Source organism: Pseudomonas sp. TCU-HL1, assembly GCF_001708505.1.
In the GTDB taxonomy this organism is placed as follows: domain Bacteria; phylum Pseudomonadota; class Gammaproteobacteria; order Pseudomonadales; family Pseudomonadaceae; genus Metapseudomonas.
The window spans coordinates 2,691,789-2,704,183 of sequence record NZ_CP015992.1 but is presented as its reverse complement, the minus strand read 5'-3'; the positions used below and the strand labels follow the sequence as shown (position 1 = coordinate 2,704,183).

Sequence of the window (12,395 nt, the reverse complement as noted above, 5' to 3'; positions counted from 1 at the left end):
ATTAAAATCTCTCACAGCACCCCGACGCCAAGGATGGGCTCCAGACCAAGCGTGGACCACGCTTCATCGGTCAACCATTCGAGGCCCGGCATAGCGCCGCTGGTGGATGGAAAAGCGCCATCCACCCTAAAGCGCTACGGCGTTGACATGGAATCAACCACAGGCTTTCTCGATTGCAATGAAAAAGGCCGCCCGAAGGCGGCCTGGTCACTGGGTTGGCCCGATCAGTAGGCCTTGCCAGTCTTGTACAGGTTCTCGAAGCAGTAGTTGGTGGCGTCGATGTAGCCTTCAGCACCACCGCAGTCGAAGCGCTTGCCCTTGAATTTGTAGGCCAGCACGCAACCGTCCTGCGCTTGCTTCATCAGTGCGTCGGTGATCTGGATTTCACCGCCCTTGCCCGGTTCGGTCTGCTCGATGAGGTCGAAGATATCCGGGGTCAGGATGTAGCGGCCGATGATCGCCAGGTTCGACGGGGCATCTTCGGGCTTGGGTTTCTCCACCATGCTGTTCACACGGAAGATGTCGTCGCGAATCATCTCGCCCGCAATCACACCGTACTTGGACGTTTCCTCGCGCGGCACTTCCTGGATGGCGACGATGGAGCAGCGGAACTGGTTGTACAGCTTGACCATCTGTGTCAGTACGCCATCGCCTTCCAGGTTCAGGCAGAGGTCGTCCGCCAGGACGACGGCGAACGGCTCGTCACCGATCAGCGGACGGCCGCTGAGGATGGCATGGCCCAGGCCCTTCATCTCGACCTGGCGGGTATAGGAGAAGCTGCACTCGTCGATCAGGCGACGGATACCGACCAGGTATTTCTCCTTGTCGGTGCCCTTGATCTGGTGCTCCAGCTCGTAACTGATGTCGAAGTGGTCTTCGAGGGCACGCTTGCCGCGGCCAGTGACGATGGAGATCTCGCCCAGGCCGGCATCCAGTGCCTCTTCAACGCCGTACTGGATCAGCGGCTTGTTGACCACTGGCAGCATTTCCTTGGGCATTGCCTTGGTGGCCGGCAGGAAGCGGGTACCGTAACCAGCAGCGGGAAACAGGCATTTCTTGATCATTTCGAACCTTGGAAGGTGGGTGTTATGGCGATTTGCCGCGCAGTCTAATCACGCCGCAGTCGCCTTACAATGGCCGCTTGCGGGCCGTCCTATGCCCCGGTAGAGGAACCCCGATTCAGCCAGCTGCGCCGGCTCGTAGAGGTTGCGTCCATCGAAGATCACGGGCATGCGCATAAGACCACGAATTTGCTCGAAGTTCGGCTGGCGGAACTGCTTCCACTCAGTAACCAGTACCAGTGCGTCAGCGCCATCGGCCGCGCTGTATGGGGAATCCAGCAAACGCAACTGGCCCGACTCGACCGCTTTCGGATAGCGCGCGGCGACCCCGGCATTGGCCGCCGGATCGTGCGCCTGCACCCGCGCGCCGGCTTGCAGCAACGCATCCAGCAGCACCAGGCTCGGCGCCTCGCGCAAATCGTCGGTACCCGGCTTGAAGGCCAGCCCCCAGAGCGCCACCACCCTGCCTTGCAGGAATCCATTGAAATGCTCACGTAGGCTCTGGAACAACAAGGTCTTCTGCAGGGCATTGCGCGCTTCCACGGCCCGAAGGATGCCGGGCTCCATGCCTTCCTGTTCGGCGGTGCGGATCAACGCGCGCACATCCTTGGGGAAACAGGAGCCGCCGTAGCCGCAGCCGGCGTAGATGAAATGAGTGCCAATGCGCTTGTCGCTGCCCACGCCGCGACGTACATCCTCGATATCCACGCCCAGCCGCGCACAGATACCGGCCATCTCGTTCATGAAGGAAATCTTCGTCGCAAGGAATGCGTTCGACGCGTACTTGGTGAACTCGGCTGCCCGCACACTCATGCCGAGCACACGTTCGTGGTTACGCAGGAACGGCGCGTAGAGACGGCGCAGCTGTTCGGCGGCATCGGGGGTGTCGCAGCCGATGATGACCCGGTCCGGACGCATGAAGTCGTCGATGGCCGAGCCTTCCTTGAGGAACTCCGGATTACTCGCCACCTGGACCTTGAAGCCCACGCCGCGGGCAGCGAGGCCCGCGTGGATGCGCTGGGCCACCCGCTCTGCCGTTCCCACCGGCACCGTGGACTTGTCGACCACGAGACAGGCGTGGCGCAGGCTGGCACCCAGTTCATCGGCCACCGCCAGCACATGGGAAAGGTCAGCCGAGCCATCCTCGCCGCTGGGGGTACCCACGGCGATGAAGACGATATCCGCGTGATCGACACCCTCTTCGATGCGCGCCGTGAAGCTCAATTGGCCGCTGGCGATATTCGCCTGGAGCAAGGCGTCCAGGCCGGGCTCGTAAATGGGCGCCTGGCCACGGGCAAGGCGAGCCAGGCGGAAGGGGTCACGCTCCACGCAACACACCTGGTTGCCCATCTCGGCAAAGCAGGTCGCCGTAACCAACCCCACATAACCCGCACCAATCACGCATAGCCGCATGGAGAGCCCTCCGCCAGTGATAGGCGGATTCCATCCAACGCTCGTGGCAAGGCCGTGACGGCGGCATGACAGTATGGAGAAACAGAAACGGCCCGCACGGGCCGTTGGGTCAGGACTCTTGTGGGAGCGCCTTGAGCTCCATCTCCACCAGGGCTTCGGTGCCTTCGTAAGGAATGGGCATATCGCTGTAGGCGGCGAGCGTCTCCCAGTGTTGGTCAAGGCCCGCCCCTATCGCTGCCAGGTGGTCGATCATGCGCCCTCCCGCACTTTTCACGGCAGGGTCCTCACTGCGCATCATCTCGAAGGACATTTCGCTCATTGCCGCAGTTAGGTGCGTGAGACTGCGGGTGGTCAGGCTGAGCAAACGCGCCAACTGCTGCTCTTTCGATTCCATTCGATTCCTCTCTTTCACCCGATCCATTCAGGTACCTCTAAAACTAACCGAATTGCACAAGGGACGAGTCGTACACGCCCCCCAACTTCAGCCTTAGTCCGCTTATAAACACGAAAGGTTCTACGCCGACATCAGATAAATCCCAACCACCGAGCGCCAAACGATCATATAGGAAGGATTGCTGCGCAGAAATCGCCACAAACGAAAAGGCCCGCACAAGGCGGGCCTGGAATTCGTAGTAGGTGGCCGGTGCTGGTTTCCGGCTTGCAAGGTTTTTCAGGCATCTCACAGAAGTATTGGAACTCTTCTGCTTCACACGGCGTAAGGGCTGGATCTCATCGGGGAGATCTTTCTAACCGTGTACCCTTCGGAACGCGCCCCACGTTTCCTCACTATCCGCTTGCGCATCAGTCTGCGTATCCACCTACTGATAATGAGGCTAGCAAAACCCCGTGCTTTCGGTAGTGCGCTTTTAGACTGTTTTCGTCCGGCGCAGGGATGGGATGAAACTGAACGCACTCAGGCCTCGGTATCGTTCAGCAGAAGCTGCACAGGGCCTCTGCGCGGCCACCATCGGTAGCAAGCGCGAAAAGTACTACGTGATCGTAGAATTCCGTTGAGGAGTTGCGTGTAAGGCTTTGATTTTAATGGTGCCCGGAGCGGGACTCGAACCCGCACGCCCAAAGGGCGAAGCATTTTAAGTGCTCTGCGTATACCGATTTCGCCATCCGGGCAGGAGGGGATTGGCGCAGGGCGCTGATTTAAGCCCAAATAAAATTTCGAATCAATCACTTAGGCACCGAATCACAGCCTTTGCACCTGTGTTTCAGGATTCAGCGAAGGCCCTTCCCCAAAAACGCCGCAACATCCCGAAGTGCTTGAGGAAAGTCTCGTAGATTTCTGATCACTCGGTCTTTCCAGACGCGCGTGATCGAGCAGATGACCACAGATCGCCCCGAGACGCGGACACGCCACAGCGATGACACCGCAGAAACAAAAAAGCCCCGCATGTGCGGGGCTTTTTTTGCTAGCTCAGCAACCCTTACAGGGCGCGAACTTGCTCGGCCTGAGGGCCTTTGGCGCCAGCAGTCACCAGGAAGGACACGCGCTGGCCCTCGTCGAGGGACTTGTAGCCGGTGCTTTCGATCTGGCGGAAGTGGACGAATACGTCCGGGCCGGATTCGGGAGTGATGAAGCCGAAGCCTTTTTCAGCGTTGAACCACTTAACGGTACCGTTTTGGCGAGTAGACATAATTTTATCTCCAAGGTGTAGGGACACGATGCCAGGGAGCGGCCTGGCCATTACTGGATGCGAAGCGAAGCGAGCCGAGGAGATGGAGAATCGTAAGGACGAAACATCAAAACGGTGCCGCGAGACTGAGCAGGCAGTGGCGGAAGGATACAGGGTTTACAGAACTTTCATAGCCATTTCTTCCGAAACGCGCATTTCCGGAAAGATTGACCACTGGCGACAATCCCGGCGGTGTATAGAGAATGGCGGTATAGTCGGTGCGGGTCGCTAGCTGATGCGGCCCATCACTCAAAGGTGACTCTGATGTCCGATACACCGGCAAGCCGAGCGAGATCCGCTCTGGACGAACAGACCAAAGCGTTCCTGTCGAAAGGGGGCGAGATCACAGAGGTTCCCACCGGCAAGTCAGGGTGGAATACCGAGCGCACCAAGTCACAGTGGACCAAGGCACAGGCAAAGCCCCGTGACCCAGAGGTCCCCAGCTAGAAGTAGCCCGCCGATGCGGGCTTTCTTGATGCCAGGGACCTCGATAGCTCTGAACGCCAGTCGCAGCCAGCAAAACCAGGACTCGCGCTTGGACGCCTCGCTGACGCCCCTGAGGGGGTGTATCCAGTTGAGGAAATGGCTTGCGCATCCTGCGAAGACAGGAATTCTGCAGACAGAAAAAAGCCCCGTAGACTTTTGATCTACGGGGCTTTTTAGATGGAGGCCGAAGTCGGAATCGAACCGGCGTACACGGATTTGCAATCCGCTGCATGACCACTCTGCCATCCGGCCTAAACGATGACGCCGCTTGCGGCGGCGTCATCGCGTGAAACTGGAGCGGGAAACGAGACTCGAACTCGCGACCCCGACCTTGGCAAGGTCGTGCTCTACCAACTGAGCTATTCCCGCTTTGTCGTGTTGACGGGCGCCATTCTATAGATTCATGAACAGCCGTCAACCCCTTGATTCAAAAAACTTTTATTTTTCCTTCGGGTCAGTGCTGAGGTGCGGCAGGGCTGCCAGCAGGTAGTGCAGCATCGACCAGAGCGTCAGGGCAGCTGCAAGGATCAGCAGGAAATAGCCAACGGCGACCCAGAACGTGAACAGCGGAGGGTTGGCCAGAAGGATGACCAGCGCCACCATCTGCGCTGCGGTCTTCCACTTGCCTAGGTTGGATACGGCAACATGGGCTCGCGCGCCGAGCTCCGCCATCCACTCACGCAGAGCCGATACCACGATTTCACGACCGATGATGGTCGCCGCCGGCAGCGTCAGCCAGAGGTTGTGATGCTCTTCAACCAGCAACACCAGCGCTACCGCCACCATCAGCTTGTCCGCGACTGGATCGAGGAAAGCGCCGAAGGGCGTGCTCTGCTGCCAGCGCCGGGCCAGGTAGCCATCGAACCAGTCGGTAACCGCTGCAATGGCGAAAACCGCACTGGCTGCCAGGTAGCTCCAGGAGAACGGCAGATAGAACAGCAGGATGAAGACAGGGATAAGCAGTACGCGCAGAACGGTGAGCAGGTTAGGAATATTCATCGTTACGGCTGGTTCTGAATGAAGGCGGCATTCTACTCGCTGTGCAAGGCAGCATAAATCGACTCAGCAAGCTTTTTGCTAATACCTGGCGCCTTGGCGATTTCCTCGATGCTGGCGCGGCTGAGTTCCTGCAGCCCTCCAAAGTGCTTGAGCAGCTCCCGACGACGCTTGGGCCCGACTCCGGCCACCTCTTCCAGGCTGGATGTACGCCGCGCCTTGCCGCGCCGTGCGCGGTGCCCGGTAATGGCGAAGCGGTGTGCCTCATCGCGGATCTGCTGGATCAGGTGCAGCGCAGGCGAATCCGCAGGCAGGGTGAACTCGTGTGACGCATCGTTCAGGTAAAGGGTCTCGAAGCCGGGTTTGCGGGTAACGCCCTTAGCGACCCCCAGCAGGATGAGTTCCGGCACAGCCAGTTCCTTGAGCACTTCCTGGGCCATGGAAAGCTGCCCCTTGCCGCCGTCCACCAGCAGCACGTCTGGCAACTTGCCCTCCCCGTCCTTCAGCTTGCTGAACCGACGGGACAACGCCTGATGCATCGCTGCATAGTCGTCGCCGGCCGTGACCCCTTCGATGTTGTAGCGGCGGTAGTCCGACTTCAGCGCCCCTTCGGGCCCGAATACCACGCAAGAGGCCACCGTGGCTTCGCCACTGGAATGGCTGATGTCATAACACTCCAGGCGCTGCGGCGCTTCGTCGAGCCCAAGTGCCTCGGCCAGGGCTTCAAAGCGCGCAGCCGTATGTTGTCGATTGGCCAGACGCGCCGTCAGCGCCTGCTCGGCGTTGGTGACGGCCAGCTGCTGCCAGCGCGCCCGCGTCCCGCGCACACGATGGCTGATGTCGAGTTCGCGACCACGCTGTTCAGCCAACGCGGCTATCAGGGTGGGGAAATCCTCGTGTGTGGCGTTGACGATCAGCTCACCGGGCAGGTCGCGCTCCTGGTTGCCCAGGTAGTACTGGCCGATGAAGGCGACCAGGACATCCGCAGCCTCTTCCTCGATAGCGACCTGCGGAAAGAAGTTCTTGCTGCCCAGCACGCGACCACCGCGAACGCTGATCAGATGCACGCAGGCGCCGCCCGGCGTGGCAATGGCGGCGACGACGTCGATATCGCCAGTGCCACCCTCCATGCTCTGCTGGTCCTGCACCCGGCGAAGGATCGATATCTGGTCGCGCAGCTCGGCGGCCCTCTCGAAATCCAGCCGCCGTGCCGCATCCTCCATCCCGGTAGAAAGCTCCTGAGCCAGCGAGTTGCTGCGTCCCTCAAGGAACATCACCGAGTGGCGAACGTCATCGGCATATTCTTCCGGCGACACCAGTCCGACGCAGGGCGCCTTGCAGCGCTTGATCTGGTACTGCAGGCAGGGCCGGGTACGGTTCTTGTAGTAGCTCTCTTCACACTGACGAACCAGGAAAGCCTTTTGCAGCAGATTGAGGCTTTCACGGATGGCGCCCGCGCTAGGATAAGGTCCGAAATAACGCCCCTTCTGCTTCTTGGCGCCACGGTGAATGCTCAGCCGCGGAAAGTCGCCGTCGCTGAGATGCACATAGGGGTAGGACTTATCGTCCCGCAGCAGGATGTTGTAGGGCGGTCGCCATTCCTTGATCAGCGTCTGCTCGAGGAGCAGTGCTTCGGTCTCGTTGGCCGTGATGGTCGTTTCGACTTGGGCGATCCGCGCCACCAGGGCTGCGGTCTTGGGAGCCAGACCGGTCTTGCGAAAGTAGCTGGCCAGACGCTTCTTCAGGTTCTTGGCCTTGCCCACATAAAGCAGCTTGCCGTCCGCGTCGAGCATCCGGTAAACCCCCGGACGACCGCTGCAGGCGGCAAGGAAAGCACTCGCGTCGAAGTCGGACATCTTAGCTGACAGCGTCCACCATGCCATGCCGAACGGCCAGCAGCGCCAGCTCCACATCACTGGAAATGGAAAGCTTGTCGAAAATCCGGTAGCGGTAGGTATTCACCGTCTTCGGCGACAGACAGAGCTTGTCGGAAATACTCTGCACCTTCTGGCAGTTGGCGATCATCAGGGCGATCTGGATCTCGCGCTCCGAAAGCAGATCGAAGGGCGAACCGCTGGCCTGCGGCTGGAAGGACTTGAGCGCCAGCTGCTGGGCGATCTGCGGGCTGATGAAGCGCTGCCCCGCGAACACCTGGCGAATCGCCTGGATCATTTCCTCCAGGGCAGCGCCCTTGGTGAGGTACCCGGCGGCGCCAGCTTGCAGCAATCGCGTCGGGAACGGATCTTCTTCACAGGCAGTTACCGCCACCACCTTGATGTCGGTGTGGCTGCGCAGCAGCTTGCGAGTGGCCTCCAGGCCGCCGATGCCGGGCATCTTGACGTCCATCAGGACCACATCCGGCTTGAGCTCCCGTGCTTTCTTCAGGGCTTCTTCGCCACTGTCGGCCTGCCCCACCACCTGCAGGCCCTCGATATCGGCCAGCATGCGGGTAATCCCCGTTCTCACTAGATCGTGGTCATCGACCACCAGCACCCTAATCAAGCGACACCTCTCAGTGCATCGCGCGCTGCCCTGGGGCAGCAAGCTCGTTCAAATGAGCTTCACATTAGCAAATGACCGGGCAATGACCTAGCTCCAGATGCAATTGGCGTCAAACAGGCAGCGCCAAATTCTCAACCGGATTGATCTCCACGCGCGTCCTGACAGGGACGCGGAATAATGGAATGGCCCGTGACTTCAATCGGTCATGAGCCGGAACTGTCTATCAACGTCAGAAAGGAATGTGCAGCGAGTGAGGGTGCCCCTGTAACTCCAGGAACACCCTTTTGCCGTTCAGGACGCCACGCCCCATTCGCGGTCAACGTGGTTCAGGGTGGAGAGAATGTGCTGCGACCCCGTCAATGCCGGCGCCATGGTCCAACGCTGATAGTGGTCGTTGCCCATGCGCACAAGACCGGTGTGGCTGGTCAGGTTGCGGTCGACTTCAGGATCGATGTCATAGAACCCCAGGCTGAAGCGAACCGCTTCTATATCCTCCGGATCCCCGGTCAGGAACTGCCAGCCCTGGCCGATATGGTACTGCTCGACATACGCCTTGAGCACCTCCGGGGTATCCAGAAGCGGCTGCAGAGTGATGGAGTGCATGAACACACTCCGACCGACCCTGTCGCCCAGCAACTGCTGGAGCTGGCGCAGGTTGGCCGTCATGGTCGGGCACTTGCCCGTGCACTGGGTGTACATCATGTTGAAGGTCACGACCTTGCCGCGGATGAGGTCGTCATAGAACCTCACCTTTCGCCCCTCGTGGGTATAGAGCGTGACATTGGGAAACGGGACGGCTCCCGGAGCCGGCTCGGGATTCACCACAACCAACTCGCCCCCCGTCCGGGAGGCCGCCCAGCCAGCCAGCAAGGCAGCACCACCGAGTCCGGCCAACATCTTTCTTCGCGTATTCATAGTGACTCCTCCCACCTCAAGGGTGATCCGCAATCCGCCTCAGACGATGTCCCAACGCAGCATCATGGCGTGGTCCTCGTGGATCAGGTTGTGGCAGTGCATGGGGTACTTACCCTTGTAGTCGCGGAAGCGCAGGAACACTCGCAAGGTGGTGAATGGCTCCACCACATAGACATCCTTGCGCCCTTGCTCATGTGCCGGGATAGGCACGCTGACGCCCTTGACGAGCTTCTGGAGGATTCGACCCTCCTCGAAGTGGATATGAATCGGATGGCTCCAACCGTCGTTGACATTGGAGAGCTCCCAGATTTCGTAGCTGCCCTTGGGTATCTGCGCCCTTGGGCTGTTCACATCCACGAACTTGGCATTGATTGCCCACATGCCTTTGTCCCGCTCGAAAATCCAGCGGCGAACCGGTGCCGAGTCGATCTCCGCCTGAGTGACAATGGGGAGCGGCCGCAAGGTGGCTGGCACACGGCTCAGGTCCTGGGCTGGCGGGTAGCGGTCGACGATGATCTTCAACACCCGGTCGCCGGGGTCCTTGATGTCCTTCGGCAGACGGGTTTCCACCTGACGCATGCGATTGACCAGGTACAACTGGGTACCGATCACGTACTTGGAAAAGTCGACCACGATGTCGGCGCGCTCGGCCACGCCGAGGGTTACATTGGTCTGGTTGAGCAACGGCGCCGGCAACAGGTTGCCGTCGTTGGAGATGTAGGTGAATTTCTGCTTCAGGTTCGTCGCGGACACCAGGGCGAGGTTGTAGAAGCGGCTCGGTCCGGTATTCAACAGACGAAATCGATACTTGCGCGCCGCAACCCGCAGCACGGGTTCGATGCGGCCGTTCACCGCGACTTTGTCACCCAGCACGCCCTCCGGATGCACCTGGTCGTAGAACAACTTGCCACTGGCATCGAAGCGCCGGTCGTTGAAGTTCAGCGGGTAGTCGTAGGGGTGGCTCGGCAGGCGCAGCGCGTTGGGGTTCGGATCGGCCTCGTTGCCCGAATCCAGTTCATCAAACATGTAGTAGAACCCCGCCAGGCCGAGGTACAGGTTGGGCGCGGTGAAGTCCAGCGTGTGGTCGTGATAGAAGAGCGTGCCCAGTGCTTCTGTGGGATCACCGGCCAGGTCCTGGCGCGCCTCGAATCCGGCCTTCACGTTCGAGTAGAGGTGGTCCTTGAATCGACCGTTGGCCGACAGGCACGGGCCGTGTTTGTTGGGGCTGTAGTAGTCGCCCGGGAAGCCGTCGCTTTCCGACCCGCAATGCAGATTGTGCAGGTGAGTGGAAATCTCCGGCGTACCGAAGCCCACGTGGTTCTGTGGCAGTTTGTTGTGGATGCGACAGATCAGAGGTCGTCCATAGCGCGCGAAGAAGGTCGCACTGGGCATGGTCCGATCCGGGTTGCTGTTGGCCTGATAGCCCCAGATTCGCTGCGGCGGATAGGACGGGCTGTAGACCCAGTCGTTTCGCTCCATCGCGCTGATCTCGTAGAGCAACGCACCCGGCGCAAACTGCGCCCAGCGCTGGTGGGGATTACGCCCCGCCTCGCCCGCTGCAACGTTGGCGACTTCAGTCGGCGCCGGACTCAGCGACGATACCGTCCCCGCAGGATTCACTTGCTTGGGCAACTCGTGGGCCCACGGCACAGTGGGCGGGCTCGGCGGGAATACGGGTGGCGCGATTTCTGCCCGGGCTTTCGTACCCGTGATCAGCAGCGGTGCCGCCATAGTCGCTGCCGCCAGTTTCAGAAATGTCCTTCTCCCCTCGCCATCAGCCAGATCCTCAGGCCGATCTGTAGCGTGCTCGCAGTCAGGGCGTTTCATCTCTCTCTCCAGTTGCTGGCCCTCGACACTGGACGGACACCTGAGGCATCTCTAGAAGAAATTGCACCAGTGAAGGCATGGGCTGATTGAGCCTTGCTCGTTTTGTTTAGCGCCGCAGAACGTCAATAAGCTGACTAAAGTGCAGATGTATCAAAATGTAAATGTCAGCGGTCATCATATTGACGCGTCTATCTACAAGTCTTGGAAAGTCCATTCCAGAGCGGTCGAGAGCATTGTCGAGAGCAAATTCGAGCAACCACGACGGGATGAACGGCTAATTGCCACGACAAAGTGCGGTACCTGTAAAGAAATCGAGAAACATCGAGCAGGAGCCAGAGCGGGAAAAGCGGAAAGCGACGCTTGTTTGGCGACATGGAAGCGGTAACAGACACGGGAGTGGCACGCGCGTTGGCTATGAAAGGAGCCAGATGGGATGTATGCGCTGCGGCTCAGGAATGCCAGGGTGAGGATCGAACGGAGGCTGTGCGGACTTTCGGCAACTGAATGCCCCAGAAACGCGAAAGCCCCGGTATCCGGGGCTTTCAGCTAACTAGATGGCGGAGGCGGTGAGATTCGAACTCACGGAAGAGTCTCCCCTTCGGCGGTTTTCAAGACCGCTGCCTTAAACCACTCGGCCACACCTCCGCTTGCGCGGGGCGCCATAGTACCGGAACGCAACACGCTGTCAAACTCTTGCATTTGGCGCCTTCTGGCCCTCTGTTATGATCCAGACTGACTCAGGTCACGGAAACCAATTCGGGAGTGTCGCGATGAACGAACAGAACTACGCCCTCAACCCTGCGCAAGCGGAGCAGCTGGAAGTCAGCCGCGTCCTGCGCAACACCTACGGCCTGCTGGCCCTGACCCTCGCCTTCAGCGGCCTGGTTGCCTACGCCGCCCAACAGATGCGCGTGCCCTATCCCAGCATTTTCGTGGTGCTGATCGGTTTCTACGGCTTGTTCTTCCTCACCGTGAAGCTGCGTGACTCCGCCTGGGGCCTGGTATCCACCTTTGCACTGACCGGCTTCATGGGTTACACCCTGGGCCCGATCCTCAACAGATACCTCGGCATGCCCAACGGCGGCGAGGTGGTGAGCTCGGCGTTCGCCATGACCGCCCTGGTGTTCTTCGGCCTGTCGGCTTATGTGCTGACCACCCGCAAGGACATGAGCTTCCTCGGCGGTTTCATCACCGCGGGCTTCTTCGTCCTGATCGGCGCCATGCTCGCCAGCTTCTTCTTCGACATTAGCGGCCTGCAACTGGCGATCAGTGCGGGCTTCGTAGTGTTCTCTTCGGTCTGCATCCTTTATCAGACCAGCGCCATCATCCATGGCGGCGAGCGCAACTACATCATGGCCACCATCAGCCTGTACGTATCCATCTACAACCTGTTCATCAGCCTGCTGCAACTGGTTGGCGTATTCAGCAGCGACGATTGATCGCCAACCCTCCTCGGACTAGCCCGCTTCGGCGGGCTTTTTTCTGCCTGGACAGGAAAAAGAATGCGTCT

At 59.8% G+C, this 12,395-nt stretch carries 11 protein-coding genes and 4 tRNA genes; 2 read left to right on the top strand and 13 right to left on the bottom strand.

Features of this window, described 5'->3' with window-relative positions; genetic code table 11:
• Nucleotides 1-224: 224 nt before the first annotated feature.
• The 5 genes from galU to THL1_RS12510 all read right to left on the bottom strand — a co-directional run bounded on the left by galU (nt 225) and on the right by THL1_RS12510 (nt 4,120).
• Nucleotides 225-1,064 (bottom strand): UTP--glucose-1-phosphate uridylyltransferase GalU, encoded by an 840-nt coding sequence (gene galU / locus THL1_RS12530; RefSeq protein WP_069083572.1) that lies wholly within the window; start codon nt 1,062-1,064, stop codon nt 225-227.
• A gap of 48 nt (nt 1,065-1,112) precedes the next feature.
• A complete protein-coding gene (locus THL1_RS12525) occupies nt 1,113-2,474 on the bottom strand; it encodes a UDP-glucose dehydrogenase family protein (RefSeq protein WP_069083571.1) in 1,362 nt (453 codons plus the stop codon).
• A gap of 109 nt (nt 2,475-2,583) precedes the next feature.
• Nucleotides 2,584-2,868, bottom strand: coding sequence for a hypothetical protein (locus THL1_RS12520; RefSeq protein WP_069083570.1), 285 nt, complete (start codon nt 2,866-2,868; stop codon nt 2,584-2,586).
• 648 nt (nt 2,869-3,516) lie between these two features.
• A tRNA-Leu gene (locus THL1_RS12515) sits at nt 3,517-3,602 on the bottom strand.
• 308 nt (nt 3,603-3,910) lie between these two features.
• Nucleotides 3,911-4,120 carry a cold-shock protein gene (locus THL1_RS12510; protein WP_069083569.1) on the bottom strand — a complete coding sequence of 70 codons (210 nt, stop codon included), beginning with the start codon at nt 4,118-4,120 and terminating at the stop codon, nt 3,911-3,913.
• A 303-nt stretch (nt 4,121-4,423) separates the two neighbouring features.
• On the opposite strand from THL1_RS12510, the gene THL1_RS31190 reads away from it, so the two are divergent.
• Nucleotides 4,424-4,606: a hypothetical protein gene (locus tag THL1_RS31190; protein ID WP_083245871.1), complete on the top strand. Its 183-nt coding sequence runs from the start codon at nt 4,424-4,426 to the stop codon at nt 4,604-4,606.
• Between the two features lie 217 nt (nt 4,607-4,823).
• On the opposite strand, the gene THL1_RS12505 is transcribed toward THL1_RS31190, so the two are convergent.
• The 8 genes from THL1_RS12505 to THL1_RS12470 all read right to left on the bottom strand — a co-directional run bounded on the left by THL1_RS12505 (nt 4,824) and on the right by THL1_RS12470 (nt 11,530).
• Nucleotides 4,824-4,897 (bottom strand) — tRNA-Cys (locus THL1_RS12505).
• A gap of 41 nt (nt 4,898-4,938) precedes the next feature.
• Nucleotides 4,939-5,014: transfer RNA gene (locus THL1_RS12500), tRNA-Gly, on the bottom strand.
• 69 nt (nt 5,015-5,083) lie between these two features.
• Nucleotides 5,084-5,644, bottom strand: a complete 561-nt coding sequence (gene pgsA / locus THL1_RS12495) for a CDP-diacylglycerol--glycerol-3-phosphate 3-phosphatidyltransferase (protein ID WP_069083568.1) — start codon at nt 5,642-5,644, stop codon at nt 5,084-5,086.
• A gap of 32 nt (nt 5,645-5,676) precedes the next feature.
• Nucleotides 5,677-7,497, bottom strand: a complete 1,821-nt coding sequence (gene uvrC / locus THL1_RS12490) for an excinuclease ABC subunit UvrC (RefSeq protein WP_069083567.1) — start codon at nt 7,495-7,497, stop codon at nt 5,677-5,679.
• Nucleotide 7,498: 1 nt separating this feature from the next.
• A complete protein-coding gene (uvrY, locus tag THL1_RS12485; protein ID WP_069083566.1) occupies nt 7,499-8,143 on the bottom strand; it encodes a response regulator transcription factor GacA in 645 nt (214 codons plus the stop codon).
• A gap of 291 nt (nt 8,144-8,434) precedes the next feature.
• The gene (locus tag THL1_RS12480; protein WP_069083565.1) at nt 8,435-9,058 is read right to left on the bottom strand and encodes an SCO family protein; all 624 of its coding nucleotides are present in this window, start codon (nt 9,056-9,058) and stop codon (nt 8,435-8,437) included.
• Between the two features lie 39 nt (nt 9,059-9,097).
• Nucleotides 9,098-10,789: a multicopper oxidase family protein gene (locus THL1_RS12475; protein ID WP_237234795.1), complete on the bottom strand. Its 1,692-nt coding sequence runs from the start codon at nt 10,787-10,789 to the stop codon at nt 9,098-9,100.
• Between the two features lie 651 nt (nt 10,790-11,440).
• A tRNA-Ser gene (locus tag THL1_RS12470) sits at nt 11,441-11,530 on the bottom strand.
• A gap of 125 nt (nt 11,531-11,655) precedes the next feature.
• Here THL1_RS12470 and THL1_RS12465 point away from each other — a divergent pair.
• Nucleotides 11,656-12,324, top strand: a complete 669-nt coding sequence (locus THL1_RS12465; RefSeq protein WP_069083564.1) for a Bax inhibitor-1/YccA family protein — start codon at nt 11,656-11,658, stop codon at nt 12,322-12,324.
• Nucleotides 12,325-12,395: the final 71 nt, after the last annotated feature.